The sequence below is a fragment of the Streptomyces populi genome (genome assembly GCF_002911015.1).
GTDB classification, from domain to species: domain Bacteria; phylum Actinomycetota; class Actinomycetes; order Streptomycetales; family Streptomycetaceae; genus Streptomyces; species Streptomyces populi.
The window spans coordinates 19642-39660 of sequence record NZ_KZ626856.1 but is presented as its reverse complement, the minus strand read 5'-3'; the positions used below and the strand labels follow the sequence as shown (position 1 = coordinate 39660).

At 73.9% G+C, this 20019-nt stretch carries 14 protein-coding genes and 1 riboswitch; of the genes, 4 read left to right on the top strand and 10 right to left on the bottom strand.

Going from position 1 to position 20019, the window contains the following annotated elements:
• Positions 1-5: 5 nt before the first annotated feature.
• The 9 genes from cobI to CW362_RS11790 form a co-directional block, all read right to left on the bottom strand.
• Entirely contained in the window at positions 6-737 is a 732-nt protein-coding gene (gene cobI, locus CW362_RS11830) for a precorrin-2 C(20)-methyltransferase (protein WP_103549359.1), read from the bottom strand.
• Complete coding sequence (locus CW362_RS11825) at positions 734-2194, bottom strand: cobyrinic acid a,c-diamide synthase CobB (protein WP_103549358.1); 1461 nt, start codon at positions 2192-2194, stop codon at positions 734-736. Before CW362_RS11825 ends, cobI begins: the two co-directional genes overlap by 4 nt.
• Positions 2188-2787, bottom strand: coding sequence for a cob(I)yrinic acid a,c-diamide adenosyltransferase (gene cobO / locus CW362_RS11820; RefSeq protein ID WP_103549357.1), 600 nt, complete (start codon positions 2785-2787; stop codon positions 2188-2190). The genes CW362_RS11825 and cobO overlap by 7 nt, the downstream gene beginning before the upstream one ends.
• Positions 2787-4814 carry a putative cobaltochelatase gene (locus CW362_RS11815; protein ID WP_103549356.1) on the bottom strand — a complete coding sequence of 676 codons (2028 nt, stop codon included), beginning with the start codon at positions 4812-4814 and terminating at the stop codon, positions 2787-2789. Before CW362_RS11815 ends, cobO begins: the two co-directional genes overlap by 1 nt.
• Positions 4811-8464, bottom strand: coding sequence for a cobaltochelatase subunit CobN (gene cobN / locus CW362_RS11810; protein ID WP_103549355.1), 3654 nt, complete (start codon positions 8462-8464; stop codon positions 4811-4813). The genes CW362_RS11815 and cobN overlap by 4 nt, the downstream gene beginning before the upstream one ends.
• Positions 8461-10053: a cobyric acid synthase gene (locus tag CW362_RS11805; protein ID WP_103549354.1), complete on the bottom strand. Its 1593-nt coding sequence runs from the start codon at positions 10051-10053 to the stop codon at positions 8461-8463. The genes cobN and CW362_RS11805 overlap by 4 nt, the downstream gene beginning before the upstream one ends.
• On the bottom strand, positions 10050-11021 hold the full coding sequence (locus CW362_RS11800; protein ID WP_103549353.1) for a cobalamin biosynthesis protein: 972 nt from the start codon (positions 11019-11021) through the stop codon (positions 10050-10052). The genes CW362_RS11805 and CW362_RS11800 overlap by 4 nt, the downstream gene beginning before the upstream one ends.
• Positions 11022-11128: 107 nt before the next feature.
• A riboswitch (cobalamin riboswitch) is annotated at positions 11129-11269 on the bottom strand.
• A gap of 135 nt (positions 11270-11404) precedes the next feature.
• Positions 11405-11623 carry a hypothetical protein gene (locus CW362_RS11795; protein WP_103549352.1) on the bottom strand — a complete coding sequence of 73 codons (219 nt, stop codon included), beginning with the start codon at positions 11621-11623 and terminating at the stop codon, positions 11405-11407.
• Positions 11624-11643: 20 nt separating this feature from the next.
• On the bottom strand, positions 11644-12885 hold the full coding sequence (locus CW362_RS11790; protein WP_103549351.1) for an inorganic phosphate transporter: 1242 nt from the start codon (positions 12883-12885) through the stop codon (positions 11644-11646).
• Between the two features lie 494 nt (positions 12886-13379).
• Here CW362_RS11790 and CW362_RS11785 point away from each other — a divergent pair, with 494 nt between their 5' ends.
• The 3 genes from CW362_RS11785 to CW362_RS11775 all read left to right on the top strand — a co-directional run bounded on the left by CW362_RS11785 (position 13380) and on the right by CW362_RS11775 (position 17104).
• Positions 13380-14102, top strand: a complete 723-nt coding sequence (locus CW362_RS11785; protein ID WP_103549350.1) for a class II aldolase/adducin family protein — start codon at positions 13380-13382, stop codon at positions 14100-14102.
• Between the two features lie 135 nt (positions 14103-14237).
• On the top strand, positions 14238-15365 hold the full coding sequence (locus CW362_RS11780) for an alpha/beta hydrolase family protein (protein WP_103549349.1): 1128 nt from the start codon (positions 14238-14240) through the stop codon (positions 15363-15365).
• Positions 15366-15694: 329 nt separating this feature from the next.
• The gene (locus CW362_RS11775) at positions 15695-17104 is read left to right on the top strand and encodes a hypothetical protein (protein ID WP_206300932.1); all 1410 of its coding nucleotides are present in this window, start codon (positions 15695-15697) and stop codon (positions 17102-17104) included.
• Positions 17105-17217: 113 nt separating this feature from the next.
• On the opposite strand, the gene ypfJ is transcribed toward CW362_RS11775, so the two are convergent.
• Positions 17218-18093 (bottom strand): KPN_02809 family neutral zinc metallopeptidase, encoded by an 876-nt coding sequence (gene ypfJ, locus CW362_RS11770; RefSeq protein ID WP_103549347.1) that lies wholly within the window; start codon positions 18091-18093, stop codon positions 17218-17220.
• A gap of 258 nt (positions 18094-18351) precedes the next feature.
• On the opposite strand from ypfJ, the gene CW362_RS11765 reads away from it, so the two are divergent.
• The gene (locus CW362_RS11765; RefSeq protein WP_103549346.1) at positions 18352-19950 is read left to right on the top strand and encodes an ABC-F family ATP-binding cassette domain-containing protein; all 1599 of its coding nucleotides are present in this window, start codon (positions 18352-18354) and stop codon (positions 19948-19950) included.
• Positions 19951-20019: the final 69 nt, after the last annotated feature.

The following is a 20019-nucleotide window of genomic DNA, read 5'->3' as shown; positions in this document are numbered from 1 at the left end:
GGGGGTCACAGCTTTCCGCCGCGGGTCCCGTCGCGGCGCGCGGGCGCGATGAGCGTCGAGAGGTACGGGAGCGGCTCCCCGCCGAGCTCGGCCGCCGGGCGGATCGACTCGTCCTCCAGGCCGAGCGCCGACCCCCAGACCGCGTCGTCGAGCCGCCCGCTGTCCCGCAGCGCCTCGGCCACCTCGGCGGCCTGCCGTCCGAACTTGTACGCGACCACCGTGCCGGGCCCGTTCAGCGCGTCCTTGAGCACGGCCGCCCCCGCGGTCACCGGGACGAGCGTGAGCGGCTCGGTCCCCTCGGTGAGGACGGCACCCGACCGCGCCGCGAGGTCCTGCATGGCGGTGATGCCCGGTACGGTCTCCACGACCGTGCCGGGAACCAGCTCCCCGATCGTGTGGGCGAGATACGTGAACGTCGAGTACACGTTGGGGTCGCCGATCGTGGCGAAGGCGACCGTGCCGTGCCGGCCGAGCAGACCCGCGACCCGCTCCCCGGCGGCGTCCCAGGCGGCCTCGCGCCGCCCCCGGTCGCTGCGCTCGTTGAGCGCGAACACCACCCGGACGACCTTCTGCTCGGGCACGTAGTGCAGCACGGTCGCCTCGGCCCGCCCGCGTTCGCCGGTGTCCATCACGGGGACGACGACGACGTCCGCGGCGCGCAGGGCGTTGACGCCCTTGACGGTCACCAGCTCCGGGTCGCCGGGGCCGACCCCGACCCCGATCAGCTTGCTGCTCATGACGTCAGGCACCTCTCGACGAACCGACGGACCGCACCGGGCTCGGACGCCCAGTGCGTGTGCAGATAACTCGCGTGCACGCCCTGCTGCACGAAACCTTCGACGCGCCGTTCGGGGGCGCGCATCCCCCAGGCCGGGGACGGCCCGGCGCCCGGCTCCACGACCGTCCGGTGGAACTCGTGCCCGCGCATCCGGGTGCCGGCCGCGGCGAGCACGCTGTCGCCGAGGGCCACGGCGTCCCGGTAGCCGAGGGTCAGCCGCTCGTCCATCCGGGCCCTCGCGTCGAGCACCCCGCACATCGGCCGCCCGTCCAGCTCCCGGCACAGGTAGAGCAGCCCGGCGCACTCGGCGGCCACGGGGGCGCCCGACTCCGCGAGGGCCGCGACCGCCTTGCGCAGCGGTTCGTTCGCGGACAGCTCGGCCGCGTACACCTCGGGGAAGCCGCCGCCCACGACCAGGCCCCGGGTCCCGTCCGGCAGTCGCTCGTCACGGAGCGGATCGAAGGTGACGACCTCGGCCCCCGCGGCGGTGAGCAGCTCGGCGTGCTCGGCGTAGGAGAAGGTGAACGCCTCCCCGCCGGCGACGGCCACCACGGGCGCCGGCCGGCCGGGCGGGCGGGTCGAGGGGCCGGTGATCGCCTCTCCGCCCGCGACAGCCACCCGTGGCCCCTGCCTTTCGGCCGGGCGAGCCGGGTGGTCGCGGGTGGCCGACTCGACGGCCTCGGCCGCGTCCCAGGCCGCGCCCGACAAGGCACCGGCACCGCGCGCCAGCGCGGTCAGCGCGTCCAGGTCGCATCCGGCGGAGACCTGCGCGGCCATGGCGGCGACCGCGGCCACCGCCTCCGTCCGCCGCTCGGCGACCGGTACCAGACCGAGGTGCCGCGACGGCGTGTCCACCTGCGGCGCCCGCCGCAGCACACCGAGCACCGGCACCCCCGAGGAGTCCAGCGCGTCGCGCAGCAGCGCCTCGTGCCGGTCCGAGGCGACCTTGTTCAGGATCACGCCCCCGATCCGCACCTCGGGGTCCCAGGAGGCGAACCCGTGCACCAGCGCGGCCACGGACCGCGACTGCGAGGACGCGTCGACGACCAGCACCACCGGCGCCCGCAGCAGCTTCGCCACCTGCGCCGTGGACGCGAGCTCCCCCTCGCCCGCGGCCCCGTCGTACAGCCCCATCACGCCCTCGACGACCGCGAGGTCGCAGCCGCGCGCCCCGTGCGCGAACAGCGGACCGATCAGCTCCGGCCCGCACAGGTACGCGTCGAGGTTGCGTCCCGTGCGCCCGGTGGCGAGCGCGTGGTACCCGGGGTCGATGTAGTCGGGCCCCACCTTGTGCGGGGACACGGCGAGCCCCCGCCCGGCGAAGGCCGCCATCAGCCCCGTGGCGACGGTGGTCTTGCCGCTGCCCGAGGAGGGCGCGGCGACGACCAGCCGGGGCACGGACGAGGACGTCACCACTCGATGCCCCTCTGGCCCTTCTGGCCGGCGTCCATCGGATGCTTGACCTTGGACATGTCGGTCACCAGGTCGGCGAGGTCCACCAGTTTCTCCGGGGCGTTGCGCCCGGTGATCACGACGTGCTGGGTGCCCGGCCGGTCCCGCAGCACCGCGACGACCTCGTCGGTGTCGATCCAGCCCCAGTGCATCGGGTACGCGAACTCGTCGAGCACGTACAGCCGGTACGTCTCGGCGGCGAGGTCGCGCTTGACCTGCTCCCAGCCCTCGCGGGCCTTCTCCTCGTTGTCCATCTGCGCGTCGCGCTGGACCCAGGACCAGCCCTCGCCCATCTTGTGCCAGTCGACGGACCCGCCCTCGCCGGAGGCGCCGAGCACCCGCAGCGCGTTCTCCTCGCCGACCTTCCACTTCGCCGACTTGACGAACTGGAACACCCCGATGGGCCACCCCTGGTTCCAGGCGCGCAGCGCGAGCCCGAACGCGGCGGTGGACTTGCCCTTGCCGATCCCCGTGTGCACGACGACCAGCGGCCGGTTACGGCGCTGGCGGGTCGTCAGACCGTCGTCCGGTACGACACTCGGCTGTCCCTGCGGCACTACGCGGCCCTCCTCGAAGTCCCCTGCACACCCTGCACGTCCCGGACGAGACCGGCGATCGAGTCCGCCCGCAGCTCGTCGAGCGTCACCGCCGTACCCCCCAGCTCACCCGCGAGCTGTCCCGCGAGCCCCAGCCGCACCGGCCCCGACTCGCAGTCCACGACCACCGAGGCCACGCCCTCGGCCGCGAACAGCCGCGCCGCACGCCCGGCGAGCGCCACCGGTTCCGGACCACCGGTGGCCCGCCCGTCGGTCACCACCACGACCAGCGCCCGCCGCGAGGGATCCCGCAGCCGCTCCACCCGCAGTACGTCGTGAGCCTTGAGCAGCCCGGCCGCCAACGGCGTACGGCCACCCGTCGGCAGCGACTCCAGCCGGGCGGCGGCCGCGTCCACGGACGAGGTCGGCGGCAGGGCGACCTCGGCCGCCGAGCCCCGGAAGGTCACCAGACCCACCTTGTCCCGGCGCTGGTAGGCGTCGAGCAGCAGCGACAGCACGGCGCCCTTCACGGCACTCATGCGCTGCCTGGCCGCCATGGACCCGGAGGCGTCGACCACGAACAGCACGAGGTTGCCCTCACGGCCCTCCCGCGTCGCCTGCCGCAGATCGTCCCGGCGCACCACCAGCCCCGGCCCGGAGCGGCCCCGCGCCCGCTGATGAGGTGCCGCCGCGTGGACGGTGGCCGCCAGGTGCAGCTTGGACAGCTTCCCCTGCGGCCGCCGGGCCCCCGTCGTCCGCCCGTGCTCGGTCCGCGCCCGCGAACGCCGCCCGGCGGCACCCTGGCCGATCCCGGGCACGCTCAGCACCTTCGTACGGAAGGGCTCGGCCGCCCGTGCGGGCGACTGCTCGCCACCCTGTCCGGCCGGCGCCTTCCCGCTCTCCGAGGGTTCGCCCTGCGCGGGCACGTCACCGGTCGGGGAACCCTCGTCCGGACCGTCCTGCGGCGGCCGGCCGCCACCGCCGGGTCCGTCCGGACCGGGGTCGGGGTCCGGGTCGTCGTCCGTCCCACCGTCGGTGCCCCCGAACTCCTCCAGCGTCTCGTCGAGCTTGTCCTCGTCGAGACCCGGCGCGTCGAACGGATTCCGGCGGCGCCGGTGCGGCAGCGCCAGCAGCGCCGCCTGCCGTACGTCCTCGGCGAGCACGTCGGTGCGTCCCGCCCACGCGGCGAGCGCGGTCGCGGTCCGCGCCATCACGATGTCGGCGCGCATGCCGTCGACCTCGAAGGCGGCACAGGTCGCCGCGATCTGCCGCAGCGCCCCGTCGCCGAGCCGCACGGAGGGCAGCAGCGCGCGGGCCGCCACGATCCGCGCCCGTACGGCGGCCTCCTCGTCGGCCCAGCGCGCGGCGAAGCCGGCCGGGTCGTCGTCGTAGGCGAGCCGTCGGCGTACGACCTCCACCCGCTGGTCGGGCTCGCGCGAGGCGGCGACCTCGACGGTCAGCCCGAACCGGTCGAGCAGCTGGGGCCTGAGTTCACCCTCCTCCGGGTTCATGGTCCCGACGAGCAGGAACCGCGCCGCGTGCCGTACGGAGACGCCCTCGCGCTCGACGTACGAGGCACCCATCGCGGCCGCGTCCAGCAGCAGGTCGACCAGGTGGTCGTGGAGGAGGTTGACCTCGTCGACGTACAGGATCCCGCGGTGCGCGTCGGCCAGCAGGCCGGGCTCGAAGGCCTTCACGCCCTCCGCGAGTGCCCGCTCGATGTCCAGGGCGCCCACCAGCCGGTCCTCGGAGGCGCCGACGGGCAGCTCGACCATGCGGGCCGGGCGTCGTGCACCGGTGTCCGCCTCATGCGGCCCGTCCGGGCAGGCGGGGTCGGGGGAACCGGGGTCGCAGGAGAAACGGCACCCGGAGACGACGTCGACCTCGGGAAGCAGCGCCGAGAGGGCGCGCACGGCGGTGCTCTTGGCGGTGCCCTTCTCGCCGCGCACGAGAACTCCGCCGACCGCCGGACTGACGGCGTTCAGCAGCAGCGCGAGCCGCAGGTCGTCCTGGCCGACGACGGCCGTGAACGGGAACGGGGTGCTCACTGGTCGTCGCCCTCCAAGTCGCCTTCGAGCTCCAGATAGGTGGCGCGCAGCCGCTCCAGGGTGTCCGCGTCCGGCTCGGCCCACAGGCCCCGGTCGGCGGCCTCCAGGAGCCGTTCGGTGATCCCGCGCAGCGCCCACGGGTTGGACTTCTTCATGAAGTCCCGGTTCTCCGCGTCGAAGACGTACTCCGCGCTGAGCTTCTCGTACATCCAGTCGTCCACGACCCCGGCCGTGGCGTCGTAGCCGAACAGGTAGTCCACGGTCGCCGCCATCTCGAAGGCGCCCTTGTAGCCGTGCCGGCGCATCGCCGCCATCCAGCGCGGGTTGACCACCCGGGCCCGGAAGACCCGGTGGGTCTCCTCGCCCAGCGTGCGGGTCTTCACCTGGTCCGGCACGGCGGAGTCGCCGACGTACGCCTCCGGGGAGGCCCCGGTCAGGTGCCGCACCATCGCGACCATGCCGCCGTGGTACTGGAAGTAGTCGTCGGCGTCGACGAGGTCGTGCTCGCGGGTGTCGACGTTCTTCGCCGCCACCGCGATCCGCTTGAACGCCGTCTCCATGTCCCCGCGAGCCGCCCGCCCGTCGAGCCCGCGCCCGTAGGCGTAGCCGCCCCAGACGGCGTACACCTCGGCGAGGTCCGCGTCGCTCCTCCAGTTCCGGGCGTCGATCAGCGGCAGCAGACCGGCGCCGTACGCGCCCGGCTTGGAGCCGAAGATGCGCGAGGTGGCGCGCCGCCGGTCGCCGTGCTCGGCGGTGTCCTCGTCGGCGTGCGCGCGGACGAAGTTGCGGTCCGCCGGCTCGTCCAGCTCGGCGACCGCCCGTACGGCGTCGTCGATCAGCCCGACCACGTGCGGGAACGCGTCCCGGAAGAAGCCCGAGATGCGGACCGTGACGTCGATGCGCGGGCGGCCCAGTTCCTCCAGGGGCACGATCTCGAAGCCGGTGACCCGGCGCGAGGCGTCGTCCCACACCGGACGGCAGCCGAGCAGCGCGAGGATCTCCGCGATGTCGTCGCCCTGGGTGCGCATGGCGGACGTGCCCCACACCGTCAGTCCGACGGACGTCGGGTAGGCGCCGGTGTCCTGGAGGTAGCGCTGCACGAGCGAGTCGGCGAGGGACTGGCCGACCTCCCAACTGAGCCGGGAGGGAATGGCCTTGGGGTCGACGGAGTAGAAGTTGCGGCCGGTCGGCAGGACGTTGACGAGACCGCGGGTCGGCGAGCCCGACGGGCCCGCCGGGACGTAACCGCCGTCCAGGGCCTTGAGGATGTGCCCGATCTCGTCCGTCGTCCGCGCCAGCCGCGGGACCACCTCGCGGCAGGCGAACTCCAGCACCGCGACGGCGTCGGGGAGTTCGGTGCCGAGGAGGTCCCGCACGAGCCCCGGCACGGCTGCCGCGTCCCAGCCCCGCTCCTCCATGCCGAGGGCCGCCCGCCGGCACAGCTGCTCCAGCAGGTCGATCGCGTCGGCCGCCGTACGGGCCGGACCCTCCACGAGGTCGGTCAGCTCGACGGGCGCCTTCACCGGAGCGCCCGGCTCGGCCAGCAACTCCTTCTCCACCAGGCCGAAGTGCTCGGCGAGCGCGGCGCGCAGACCGGGCAGCGCGTTCGCCGTGCCGCCCCACACCTGCGAGGCGCGCAGCACGGCGAGCACGAGGTTCACCCGCGGTTCGGCCTCCGGGCCGCCGCCGAGGATGTGCAGCCCGTCGCGGATCTGCACGTCCTTGATCTCGCAGAGGTAGCCGTCGATGTGCATCACGAACTCGTCGAAGTCGCCGTCGTCGGGCTGCTCGTCGACGTGCAGGTCGTGGTGGAGTTCGGCCGCCTTGACCAGCGTCCAGATCTGCGCGCGCACGGCCGGGGCCTTGGCCGGGTCCAGGTCGGAGACCAGGGCGTACTCGTCGAGGAGCTGCTCCAGCTTGGCGAGGTCGCCGTAGGTGTCGGCGCGGGCCATCGGCGGGACGAGGTGGTCGACGACGGTGGCGTGCCCGCGCCGCTTGGCCTGCGTGCCCTCGCCGGGGTCGTTGACGATGAACGGGTAGACCAGGGGGAGTTCGCCGAGGACGGCGTCGGGCGCGCAGCCACCGCTGAGCCCGAGCCCCTTGCCCGGCAGCCATTCCATCGTGCCGTGCTTGCCCATGTGCACGACGGCGTCCGCGCCGAAACTGTTCTCGAGCCAGCGGTAGGCGGCCATGTAGTGGTGCGACGGCGGCATGTCGGGGTCGTGGTAGATCGCGATCGGGTTCTCGCCGAAGCCGCGCGGCGGCTGGATCATCACGACGACGTTCCCGAACTCCAGGCAGGCCAGGACGATGTCGTCGCCGTCGACGTAGAGGGAGCCCGGCGGCTCGCCCCACGCCTCCAGCATGGCCTCGCGCAGCGCGGGGTCGAGGGTGTCGAACCAGGCCCGGTAGTCGGCGAGCGGCACGCGCGCCGGGGCGGCGGCGAGCTGCTCCTCGGTCAGCCACTCCACGTCGTGGCCGCCGGCGGCGATCAGCCGGTGGATCAGCTCGTCGCCGTTGTCCGGGTAGTCGGTGAGGGCGTAGCCCGCGTCGCGGAGCGCGTCGAGGACCCGCACGGCGGAGGCGGGGGTGTCGAGACCGACGGCGTTGCCGACCCGCGAGTGCTTGGTCGGGTAGGCGGTGAAGACGATCCCGAGCTTTTTCTCCGCGTTCGGCTTGTGCTTCAGCCGGGCGTGCCGCAGGGCGATCCCGGCGACCCGGGCGGCCCGCTCGGGGTCGGCGACGTACACCGGGACGTCGTCCGGGCCCTGTTCCTTGAACGAGAACGGCACGGTGATCAGCCGGCCGTCGAACTCCGGGATGGCCACCTGCATCGCCGCGTCCATCGGGGACAGGGCGGCGTCCGAGGCCTCCCAGGCGGCCCTCGACGAGGTCAGGCACAGCCCCTGGAGCACCGGGACGTCGAGGTCGGCGAGCGCCCCGATGTCCCAGGCCTCCTCGTCGCCGCCCGCGGACGCCTCGGAGGCGTGGGTGCCGCCCGCGGCGAGGACCGTGGCCACGAGCGCGTCGGCCCGGCCGAGGATCTCGTACAGGCCAGGGTCGGCTCCGCGCAGCGAACCGCAGTACACGGGAAGGGCGTTGGCGCCGCGGGCCTCGATCGCGTCGCACAGGGTGTCCACGAACGCGGTGTTCCCGGACAGTTCGTGGGCCCGGTAGAACAGGACGCCGACCGTCGGCCGGCCCTCGGTGAGGGCACGCTCGCCGTGCACGCCGAACTCCGCCGTCCGGTGCGGCTCCTCGAAACCCTCACCCGTCAGCAGCACGGTGTCGGAGAGGAACCGGGCCAGCTCCCCGAGGTTGGCCGGACCGCCCTCGACGAGATAGCGCAGCGCCTCGGCGACCACACCGGCGGGCACCGACGACTCGGCCATCAGCTCGGCGTCCGGGACGGACTCGCCGCCCAGCAGCACGGTCGGGATCCCGGACGCCTTCAGGAAGGCCAGCCCCTCCTCCCAGGCCCGCTTGCCGCCCAGCAGCCGCACGACGGCCAGGTCAGCGCCCTCGACGAGCGCGGGGAGTTCGCCGGTGACGTCCACCCGGGTCGGGTTGCCGATCCGGTAGGCGGCGCCGCTGGCGCGGGCCGCCAGCAGGTCCGTGTCGGCGGTCGACAACAACAACACAGTGCTCATGCGGGTGCTCCCGGTGGAATGAAGGGCAGTCCTTGCGGCGCGCCGGACTCGATGAGCCGCCACAGCGCGTCCGTGTCCGCGTGTTCCTCGATCAGGTCGCCGAGCCGGTCCAGCTGCTCCTCGCGCAGCGCCGCGAACGACGTGTCGGGGGCCGGCACGAAGCGGCGGCCCGCGGCGGCGGCCACCTCGCGCAGGAAGGCCCGCCGGAAACCGTCCGACTCCAGTGATCCGTGCCAGTGCGTGCCCCACACGGCGCCGACCCGGCAGCCGTCCAGGCCCGCTCCGGCGGCGTCGGACATGAACGTCTCGCCGCCGGTCACCTCGGCGACGCCGTGATGGATCTCGTACCCCTCGACGTGCTCGCCGAGGGCCGTGCCCACCGGCCGCGCCAGGGTCTTCTCCCGCGCGAACCGCACGCGTACGGGCAGCAGTCCGAGACCGTCGACGTGGCCGGCGCGGGACTCGACCTCGTCCTCGATGTGGTCGCCGAGGAGCTGGTAGCCGCCGCAGACGCCGAGGACGGGCCGCCCCTCGGCGGCCCGGCGGGCGATCGCGTCCGCGAGGCCGCGCTCGCGCAGCCACCGGAGCGCCTCGACCGTGCCGCGGGTCCCGGGCACGACGACCAGGTCCGCGTCGGCCAGTTCCTCGGCCCGGTCCACGAACCGCACGACGACACCCGGTTCGGCGGCCAGCGCGTCCACGTCGGTGAAGTTGGACATCAGCGGGATCGCGCACACGGCGACCCGCAGGACGTCCGCGCCGACGGGGGCGGAGACCGCCGACTCCCGGACCGCCCCGCGCAGCGAGACGCGCAGTCCGTCCTCCTCGTCGATGCCCAGACCGTGCCGGAACGGCAGCACGCCGTACGTGCGCCGCCCGGTGAGGCCGTGCAGCATGTCGAGCCCGGGTTCCAGCAGGCTGACGTCACCGCGGAACTTGTTGACGAGGAACCCGGCGACGAGCGCCTGGTCCTCGGGGGACAGCAGCGCGACCGTCCCGAAGAACGAGGCGAACACCCCGCCCCGGTCGATGTCGCCGACGACGAGCACGGGAAGCCCGGCGTTGCGCGCCACCCCCATGTTCACGATGTCGGTGCGCCGCAGATTGATCTCGGCCGGACTCCCGGCGCCCTCACAGATCACCGCGTCATACGTGCCCCGCAACGTCGCCAGACAGTCGAGGACGGTCGCGAGGAGTGCTTCCTGGCGCCCCCCGCGCAACCGGTCCCCGGGGGACGCGCCCCCCGGGGCGCCGGTCCCGGACCCGGCCGTCCCGAAGAACCCGCGCGCGCTCATCTCGCCCACCGGCCTGCCCATCAGGACGACCTGGCTGGTGCGGTCGCCGCCCGGCTTGAGCAGCACGGGGTTCATCAGCGCGGTCGGCTCGACCCGGGCGGCCTGCGCCTGCATGGCCTGCGCCCGCCCGATCTCGGCGCCCTCGCGGGTCACGAACGAGTTCAGGGACATGTTCTGCGCCTTGAACGGCGCGACCTTGACGCCCTGGCGCGCCAGCCACCGGCAGATCCCGGCGGTCACGACGCTCTTGCCCGCGTCGGAGGTGGTCCCGGCGATCAGCAGCCCGCCGCTCATGCGGTGCGTCCCTTCCTGGTGGACGAAGCCCGTCCGGTCCGGCCGAGCAGGATCCGGGCGGTGGCGCTCGCCCCGAGCGCGAGCCAGCCGACGCGCCGGGAGAGCCGTACGGCCCGTTCGATGTCGTGCACGTCGACGGCGCGCCCCGTGCCGTTGAGCACGGGCCGGTGCTCGACCCGTCCGCCGTACGCGAGGGTGCCGCCGAGCCGGACGCCGAGGGTGCCCGCGAACGAGGCCTCCACGGGACCGGCGTTGGGGCTCGGATGCCGGCGGGCGTCGGCGCGCCAGGCACGCAGGGCGCCGCGCGGGTCGGGCCCGGCCACGGCCGCGAGGACGGCGGTCAGCCGCGCTCCCGGCCAGCCGGCCAGGTCGTCGAGCCGGGCGGAGGCCCAGCCGTAGCGCCGGTACCGGGGGGACTTGTGTCCGACCATGGCGTCGAGGGTGTTGACCGCGCGGAAGGCGACGAGTCCGGGCACGCCGGCGACGGCGCCCCAGACCAGGGCGCCCACGACGGCGTCGGAGGTGTTCTCGGCGACGGACTCGACGACGGCGCGCGCGACGCCGTCGGCGTCCAGCGCCTGCGGGTCGCGTCCGCACAGGTGCGGCAGCCGCTCCCGGGCCACGGCGAGGTCACCGGCGGCGAGCGCGCCGCCGATCGCCCGCGCCTCGCGGCCGAGGGAGGTTCCCCCGACGACGGACCAGGTGGCGGCGGCGGTCAGGGCGATCGAGGCGGTGGGAGAGGAGCGGACGCGACGGCTCGCGAGCACGGCGAGTCCGGTGGCGCCGCCCACGCAGACGGCGGTGTGCAGGGCGCCCCACCCGCGGTGGTCGCGCCACAGGGTCCGCTCCACGGCCGCGGCGGCCCGCCCGAACGCGGCGACCGGGTGCCCCCGGCGGGGATCGCCGAGCAGCAGGTCGCCGAGGAGGCCGGCGGCGGCGCCGTACGCGAAGACGCGATCGGCACGCACGGGGTCAGCCGGCCGTGGGGTGGAGCGGAACCCTCGTACTCAGCGGAACGGGCAACGGGCAGCCGCGCATGGCGATATGTCCTCACTCAGGGTGTCCACGCCCTGGTTCGACGAGACCGGCGGTGAGAGTTCCTGGCTCCCGGGGAGTTTCTTCCCCGATGACAGTGGCGGGACCGCGCCGGATTCGCACCGGCTTCCTCTCATGCCGCCGTACTTGGCTCCGGCAGTCCACCACGGGGTGTGAACGGCCGTCAACTGGCTCTTGACCTGCGGAGGGACAGTGTGCGCAGGCCCACATGCGCGTGGGGCGCGGGACGGTGATCCGTCCCGCGCCCCACGCGCGGTACCGCTCGGAGCGGCCCGGGTGCGGGCCGCCCGTGCCGTTACTTGGTGATGATCAGGGAGATGCCGTACGCCACCGCCGCGGCGCAGGCCGCGAAGCAGACGTACGCGCCGGTGGCCGCCGCGACCGCGGAACCGCCCTGGGCCGTCTCCTTCTTGGAGAGGCCGGCGACGCCGAGGGTGAAGAGGGCGACGAGGGCCACGCTTATTCCGAGGCTGACCCCGAAGACCGACCCGAGGGCTGACCAGTCGATGTGCATGCTGTTTCTTCCTTCGGTTCTCAGGCCACGCGGGACTGCGCCGACGGGTTCACCGTGGGCTCGGCCGGAGCGGGGATGGTGGCCGTGAGGCCGTCGGTCAGGGTGCCGGCCGGGGGCGGGGTGACGGCGGCGATGGCCTGCGTCACCACACCGGGGGGCTCCTCGGTGTCGTTCACGTTGTTGTGGTCGACGACCTCGTGACGCGAGCGGCGCCAGATCGCGAAGCTGGACGCGACCAGGAAGACGGCGACGAGCGCGGTGCCCCAGGTGCCGAAACCGGTCACCCATTCGGCGAGCGCGCCGACCAGGGCGGCGGCGGGCAGCGTGAGGACCCAGGCGACGGCCATGCGGGTGGCGGTGGACCAGCGGACCACACCGCCCTTGCGGCCGAGGCCCGCGCCCATCACGGAACCGGAGACCGAGTGCGTGGTGGAGAGGGAGAAGCCGATGTGCGAGGAGGCCAGGATGACCGTGGCCGCGCTGGTCTGGGCGGCGAAGCCCTGCTGCGGCTGGAGGTCGGTCAGGCCCCTGCCCATCGTGCGGATGATGCGCCAGCCGCCCAGGAAGGTGCCGAGAGCGATCGCGACACCGGCCGAGAGGATGACCCAGACCGGCGGGTTCGAGTCGGGGGCGATGGCGCCACCGGCGACCAGGGCCAGGGTGATGATGCCCATCGTCTTCTGCGCGTCGTTGGTGCCGTGGGCCAGCGAGACCAGGCCCGCGGAGGCTATCTGGCCGGCGCGGTAGCCCTTCTTGGTGGCCTTGGTGTCGGCGCCACCGCTGAGCTTGTACGACAGACGGGTCGCGACCATCGCCGCCAGACCCGCGACGACCGGGGCGGCGACGGCGGGCAGAAGCACCTTGCCGACCAGGACGTCACCGTGCACGGCGCCGGTGCCGGCGGAGGCGATGGTGGCGCCGACCAGGCCGCCCATGAGGGCGTGCGAGGAGCTGGACGGGAGTCCGACGAGCCACGTCACCAGGTTCCAGAGGATCGCGCCCACGAGGGCGGCGAAGATCACCTCCGGCCGGATGCCCGTCTCGTCGACGAGGCCTTTGGAGATCGTGTTGGCGACCTCGACGGAGAGGAAGGCGCCGACAAGGTTGAGGGCGGCGGACATGGCCACCGCGACCTTGGGCTTGAGTGCGCCGGTCGAGATGGTGGTGGCCATCGCGTTGGCGGTGTCGTGGAAACCGTTCGTGAAATCGAACACGAGAGCGGTGACGATCACGATTCCGAGGAGGAGCGTGATGTGTTCCATTTACCCAGGCTTCTGTTGGACGTCAGTGGCAGGTGGACCGTAGGCAACCTGGGTGAACGGAAGGTGAACTGGGTCGGACCTGATGGTGTCCCGAACAGTGGACCCGCATTCCGCTTGTGTCGAAGGAGGGCTCGGAGGGTTCGAACGGATACGGAATTCCGTACTCCGATTGGGCTCTCGAACCCCGGTGGACCGCTCGGGTCGGAGCGGGTTTGAACGGCGAGATCCCCGTCACGCCCAGGCTGTAGCCCCCGTCACACCGTCCGGGGGGCCCGAAGGGGTGCTCCGGGGGCGGGGTCCGGGTGCAATCCGGGTCGTAGCGGGCCGACCACGGGGTGTGATCCGCGGCAAATGTCCGAACGAGGTCACAGCGACGTTTCATCGGTATGATGTGATGTAAATCACATACAACCATGGGCTTTTGAGGGACCGTATCCGCTCTGGAACACACCTGCCCGGAGCCCGTGGACGGCAGTGCCTGACAGGATCGCGTCATGAATGAGCGGCACGGGGACGTACAGGACGGGCACGAGCACCCACGGACGACGGACGGACCCGACGGGCGGGACACACGGGACGCCCTCCGGCGGGCCTGGGACGAACTCGTCGCGACGGCCCGCCGCACGGTCGCCGACGGGCTGGTCGTCGGCACGTCGGGCAACGTCTCGGTCCGCGTGGGCGACACCGTCCTGGTCACGCCCACGGGCGTCCCCTACGACCGGCTGACACCCGACGACGTCACCGGCGTCGGTCTCGACGGCCGACAGGTGCTCGGTTCGCTGCGCCCGACCAGCGAACTGCCGATGCACCTCGCGGTGTACCGCGCCACCGAGGCGCGGGCGGTCGTCCACACCCACGCACCGCACGCGACGGCCGTCTCGCTCCTCGTCCCCGAACTCCCGCTCGTCCATTACATGGCGGCGGCCATGGGAGGCCCGGTCCGCGTCGCCCCCTACGCGGCCTACGGCACGCCGGAGCTGGCCGAGAACACGCTCCGGGCGCTGGCCGGCCGCACCGCCTGCCTCCTCCGGAACCACGGCACCATCGCCCACGGGGCCTCGCTGGACCAGGCGTACGACCGTACGGCCCAGCTGGAGTGGATGTGCCGCGTCTGGCTCCTGTCCGCCTCGGTCCCGGGCCTCGCGCCCGCCCTGCTCTCACCGGACCAGCTCGAGGAGGCGGGGGAGCGGCTGCGGGGGTACGGCCAACGGCCGTGAGGCCACGCCGGACCGTCCCCGCGGACGGTGACGCCTCCTCGGACCGTCCCCGCGCGAAGGCCCGGCGAGCGCCCGCCGTCACTCCCGGATTCCCTCCCGCTGGCCGATGACGAGGTCCCCCGGGAGACTGGTCGGGTGCGCACCCTAAGAGCCACGGCAGCGGCCGCCACCGTAGCCATAGCCGCGGGCGCGGCCTCCGTGGCGGCGGGCCGGTTCGCCAGCGACGCCGCGCTGAAGACGAGGCCCGGCAAGCCCCTGCCCACCGAGCCCCGGCTCACCGTGCACGCCACGACGGCGGGCGGCATCACCCTCACCAGGACCCTCGCCTCCCGGCGCCCGGGAACCTACGGCCTCGCGGGCGACGGCTCCCACGCGGTCGTCGGCCCCCTCCAGAACTCCGTGCCCCACACCGCCGACACCGTCGTGCGCACCCTGGAGCGCGTCACGCACGGATCCCTGGAGCCCGGCGACAAGGTGTGGCTCACCCCGAACCTGTACGTCGGCGACCCCGGGGCCGCCCTCGGACTCGAACACGCCGACGTCGACGTACCCGGCGAACTCGGCGCCCTGCCCGCCTGGTTCGTGCCGGCCGTCCGCGACACCTGGATCATCACCGTGCACGGCCTGGGCACCACCCGGGAACACCCCATGAACATGATGGAGTTCCTCAACGGCCGGCACTTCCCCGTCCTCGACCTCGCCTACCGGGGCGACCTCGGGGCGCCCCGCCCGCCGGACGGCCTGAACCACCTCGGCGAGACCGAGTGGCGCGACCTCGACGCGGCCATCCGCTACGCCGTGCGGTTCGGCGCCGAGCGGGTCGTCCTGTACGGCTGGTCCACCGGCGCCACCATGGCCCTGCGCGCCGCCGCCCACTCCGCGCTGCGCGAGCGGATCTGCGGGCTCGTCCTGGACTCACCGGTCCTCGACTGGGAGACCACGCTGCGCGCCCTGGCCGGCGCCCGCCACACCCCGGGCTTCCTGTTGCCGCTCGCGGTGCGCGCCGCGCAGGGCCGCACCGGCGTACGCGGGGACCGCATCGCGCACGCCGCGCACCCCGACCAGGTCAAGGTGCCGACCCTGCTGGTGCACGGCCCGGAGGACGGCATCGCCCCCTGGGGCCCCTCCCGCCGCCTCGCCGCGAGCCGTCCCGACCTGGTCACCCTGCACACCGTCCCGAACGCCCCGCACGGCGCCATGTGGAACGCCGACCCGGCGAGCTACGAAGAGGCCCTGCGCCGCTTCCTCACCCCCTTGATGTGAGCCGGCGCACCGCCGGCAGGGACGGGCACGGACTCCCGGGGCCCCGGTCGTCGCTCCCGGCGCGCACCGGTGCGACCGAGCCCCGCGCGCACCGGCGGTGAACCCCCGCGCGCCCCGGCGGGACGGCCCGCCGGGCGGGCTCGGGACCGGGCCCGCCCGGGCCGTTCCGGCCGACGCGAAGGCGTACTTCCGGTTCGGTCCCGGACAACTCCGCGCGGCACTCCTTCCCGCGCGCCGGGCACCTCGGGAGGGCCCCGCTCCCGGCGCCCCCGTGGCCTGCGACGGCATTCCGTTTGGGTTTTCGGACTGTCAACCGCAAGACTGCACCCGTGACGTCCCGTAACCCGCGCGACTCCAGGCTCCGACTCGTCAGCCCGCGGTCCCTCGCGACCGCTCCCCGAGCGGTGACCCAGCGCCGCACCCGCCGCCCCGCCCCCAGGCCGCCGGAAGGCACACCGCCGCCCGCGGAACTCGCCCGCATGGCGCGCACCGGCCTGTCCGACGCGGCCCGCGTGGCGCGCTGGGCCGACGCCGCCCTGCGCCCGGGGCGCGACGGCGCGAACCCCGACGGCAAGGGCACCCTCTCCGACGCCACCGCGCAGCGGGCCGCCGCGGACCTCGGACTGACCCCGGTCCAGGTCCGCGCCGACTGGGACACCGCCCGTCTGGCCGGTCTCATCGAGGTGCACGGCGGCGACGCCCGCCCGGGATGGCGGCTGCGCGCCTGGAGCCGCGACGACAGCGCCGTCCTGCGCGGCTGGGTCGCCCTCTTCGACGCCTGGTCCCTCGCGTACCCCGAGCCGGTGGACCGCGAGCCCGCGGCCGTCGCCGAGGTCGTCTCCGCGATGCCCCAGGTGCTCTCCTTCCTCCAGCTCTCCGCCGGGCCCGTCCCGGTGGAGCAGCTCCTCGACCTCCTCGGGCAGCGCGTCACGGAGCTGCGCACCGAGCGCTGCGAGGTCTCCTACGGCCCCGAACCCGCGGCCGAGCCCGCCCCGGAGCCCGCCGAGGTCCCGGACGCCCCCCTCGCCCCGCTCCTCGAATGGGCGTTGCAGGCCCTCGCCTCCGTCGGCGCGCTGACCTGCGGCGAAGGACAGGCCACCCTCACCGCGCTCGGCAGCTGGGCGGTCTGGGTCAAGCTGGAGCAGATCTGCGTCGCCGCGCAGAGCCCGGCCGGGAACATCGAGCAGTCGGCCGAGGACATGCTCCGCGGCTGTGCCCAACTGCGCCCCAACGCCGCCCGCGCCGAGTACCGCGCCTGGCTCGCCGCCCGCCCGGTCGGCGGCGCCGTCACGGAACTCATCGACGCGGCCCGCGGCGAGGACGCCCTCACCCGCGGCCTCGCCTTCGAGGCGCTGCGCGTGGTCGGCGCCCCCGCGGAGCCGGACGTGCGCGCCGTGGTCGAGGAGACCCCGCTGCGCCCCTACGCCCTGCTGTGGCTCGCCGAGCACGACGGCTACGACCCCGAGGAGGCCCACGAGGTCCTCACCCGGGCCGAGTCCACCTGGCTGTGGGTCGACACCGCGGCCGCCGTCGCCGACCACGGCGAGGCCCCGCTCCTCGTCCGTCATCTGGAGTCGGCGGTGCAGCCCACCGTGCCCGCGCTCCTGGACGAGGTGCGCACGGTCGGGCACCCGCGCACGGTGCAGGTGCTGGTCGCGCTCGCCGCGGCCCACCCGGACCCCGCCCTCGCCAAGGCCGTGCGCAGGGCCGCCTTCCAGGTGCACACCGGAGGGAGCTGACCGGAGCCGGCCGGGGCGTCAGGATCCCCGCGCCGCGGTCCACGGCCCGCCGGTGGTGTGCGCCGACGACGTGCGCCACGCACGGGCCCGCGGTCCGGGTCCGTCCGCCCGGCTCACCGGAACGTGTCGCACTGCGCCATGTCGCCGCCGGTGAAGCCCTGGTAGAACCACTGCCGCCGCTGCTGGGCCGATCCGTGCGCCCAGGTCTCCGGGGTCACCCGGCCCTGCTGCCCGGCCCGGATCCGGTCGTCGCCGACGGCGGCCGCCGCGTCCAGGCCGTCGCGGATGTCGGCGTCCGTCAGCGTGGTCAGCAACGGCTTGCCCGTCGACGAGGACGGTGTGGTGGTCGCGTGCCGCGCCCAGACCCCCGCGTAGCAGTCGGCCTGGAGCTCCACCTTCACGGGGTCGCCGCCCGCGCCGTCCCGTGAGCGGGCGAGCGTGTTCGTGAGGTTCTGCACGTGATGCCCGTACTCGTGCGCCACCACGTAGGCCTGCGCGAACGGCCCGCCGGAGCCGAACTTCGTGCGGAGGTCGTCGAAGAAGCCGAGGTCCAGACGGACCTCGCGGTCCCGGGGGCAGTAGAAGGGCCCGGCGGAGGACGAGGCGGTGCCGCACGCGGTGTTCACCCGGCCGCTGAAGAACACCGCCGGGGCGCGGGTGTAGGCGCTTCCCCGGCGTGCGAACTCCCGGGTCCAGTAGGACTGGACGCTGTCGACCACCGCCACGGTCCGGCAGTCCTCCCGGGCGTCGGCCTCCCGTCCCTCCGGACAGCTCCGCCGCACCTGCGCGAGGGAGGAGACCTTCTCCCCGGACCGGCCGCCGTCCGGGGAGAGCCCGGGCAGATCGGGACCCACCCCGAAGACCGGTCCGAGGGCCAGGGCGACCAGACAGGCGAGGCCGCCGCCGACGGCCGCCCAGCCGCCGGGGACGCGACCGCCGCGCACGTACCGCACCCCGGAGGTGTCCGGGCCGTCGTCGTCGAACCGCATGGGCCACCGCTTTCGTCGCTCCGTGGCGCCATCCTCGTACGCTCTTCGGCACCCGGCCCCGGCCCGCGGTCCGAACGGGCGACGCGGGTCTCGGCTCCCCGGGAGGGGGCGAGCGTCACAGGTGCCGCGCACCACACACCGGAAAACTGGTTGCACCGCCCCGTTAGACTTGGCCCATGGCCATTCTCCTCGCGCATTAGACGGCGTGAACGTCCTCGGCCGTCCACCCCGCCATCAATCCCGCTCTGGAGTCTGACCGTGATCTCCGCCTCCGGTATCGAGCTGCGCGCCGGTGCCCGCATCCTCATCGAGTCCGCCACCTTCCGCATCACGAAGGGCGACCGCATCGGCCTGGTCGGCCGCAACGGCGCGGGCAAGACGACCCTCACCAAGGTCCTCGCGGGCGAGGGCCAGCCCGCCGGTGGAACCGTCGCCCGCTCCGGCGAGGTCGGCTACCTCCCACAGGACCCGCGCACCGGAGACCTCGACGTCCTCGCGCGCGACCGCATCCTGTCGGCCCGCGGCCTCGACGTCCTGATCCGCAAGATGCGCGAGAACGAACAGCGCATCGCGAACGGCTCCGGCGCCACCCGCGAGAAGGCCCTGCGGCAGTACGAGCGCCAGGAGACGGAGTTCCTGACCAAGGGCGGGTACTCCGCCGAGGCCGAGGCCGCGACCATCGCCGCCGCGCTCAACCTGCCCGACCGCGTGCTCGGCCAGCCCCTGCACACGCTCTCGGGCGGTCAGCGCCGCCGTATCGAGCTGGCCCGCATCCTCTTCTCGGACGCCGACACCCTGCTGCTCGACGAGCCGACGAACCACCTCGACGCCGACTCCATCGTCTGGCTGCGCGAGTACCTGAAGACGTACCGCGGCGGCTTCATCGTGATCTCCCACGACGTCGACCTCGTCGAGACGGTCGTCAACAAGGTGTTCTACCTGGACGCCAACCGCGCCACGATCGACGTCTACAACATGGGCTGGAAGCTCTACCAGCAGCAGCGCGAGGCCGACGAGAAGCGCCGCAAGCGCGAGCGCCAGAACGCCGAGAAGAAGGCCGCCGCCCTCAACGCCCAGGCCGACAAGATGCGCGCCAAGGCCACCAAGACGGTCGCCGCGCAGAACATGGCCAAGCGCGCCGACCGGCTGCTCTCCGGCCTGGAGTCCGTCCGCGTCTCCGACAAGGTCGCCAAGCTGCGCTTCCCGGAGCCCGCGCCCTGCGGCAAGACCCCGCTCATGGCCGAGGGCCTGTCGAAGTCGTACGGCTCGCTGGAGATCTTCACCGACGTCGACCTGGCCATCGACAAGGGCTCCCGCGTCGTCATCCTCGGCCTGAACGGCGCCGGCAAGACGACCCTCCTGCGCCTGCTCGGCGGTGCCGAGCAGCCCGACACCGGAGAGGTCGTCGAGGGCCACGGCCTGAAGCTCGGCTACTACGCGCAGGAGCACGAGACCCTCGACCCCGAGCGCACGGTCCTGGAGAACATGCGCTCCGCCGCCCCCGACCTCGACCTGGTCGAGGTCCGCAAGACGCTCGGTTCGTTCCTGTTCTCCGGCGACGACGTCGACAAGCCGGCCGGTGTCCTCTCCGGCGGCGAGAAGACCCGGCTCGCGCTCGCGACCCTCGTCGTCTCGTCCGCGAACGTCCTGCTGCTCGACGAGCCGACGAACAACCTCGACCCGGCCAGCCGCGAGGAGATCCTCGGCGCGCTGCGCACCTACAAGGGCGCCGTCGTCCTCGTCACCCACGACGAGGGTGCCGTCGAGGCGCTCCAGCCGGAGCGGATCATCCTGCTGCCGGACGGCGTCGAGGACCTGTGGGGCGCCGACTACGCCGACCTGGTGGCCCTCGCCTGAGCCCGCGCGGCCTCCGGGAGGGGCCCGCGCCGCTTGATCGACTGGCTGATCCACCGCGTATGGATCATT

Excerpts from the sequence above, each read along its gene's own strand:
- cobI (WP_103549359.1), bottom strand. The coding sequence starts at position 737 with ATGAGCAGCAAGCTGATCGGGGTCGGGGTCGGCCCCGGCGACCCGGAG.
- cobN (WP_103549355.1), bottom strand. The coding sequence starts at position 8,464 with ATGAGCACTGTGTTGTTGTTGTCGACCGCCGACACGGACCTGCTGGCG.
- CW362_RS11805 (WP_103549354.1), bottom strand. The coding sequence starts at position 10,053 with ATGAGCGGCGGGCTGCTGATCGCCGGGACCACCTCCGACGCGGGCAAG.
- CW362_RS11795 (WP_103549352.1), bottom strand. The coding sequence starts at position 11,623 with ATGCACATCGACTGGTCAGCCCTCGGGTCGGTCTTCGGGGTCAGCCTC.
- CW362_RS11790 (WP_103549351.1), bottom strand. The coding sequence starts at position 12,885 with ATGGAACACATCACGCTCCTCCTCGGAATCGTGATCGTCACCGCTCTC.
- CW362_RS11785 (WP_103549350.1), top strand. The coding sequence starts at position 13,380 with ATGAATGAGCGGCACGGGGACGTACAGGACGGGCACGAGCACCCACGG.
- ypfJ (WP_103549347.1), bottom strand. The coding sequence starts at position 18,093 with ATGCGGTTCGACGACGACGGCCCGGACACCTCCGGGGTGCGGTACGTG.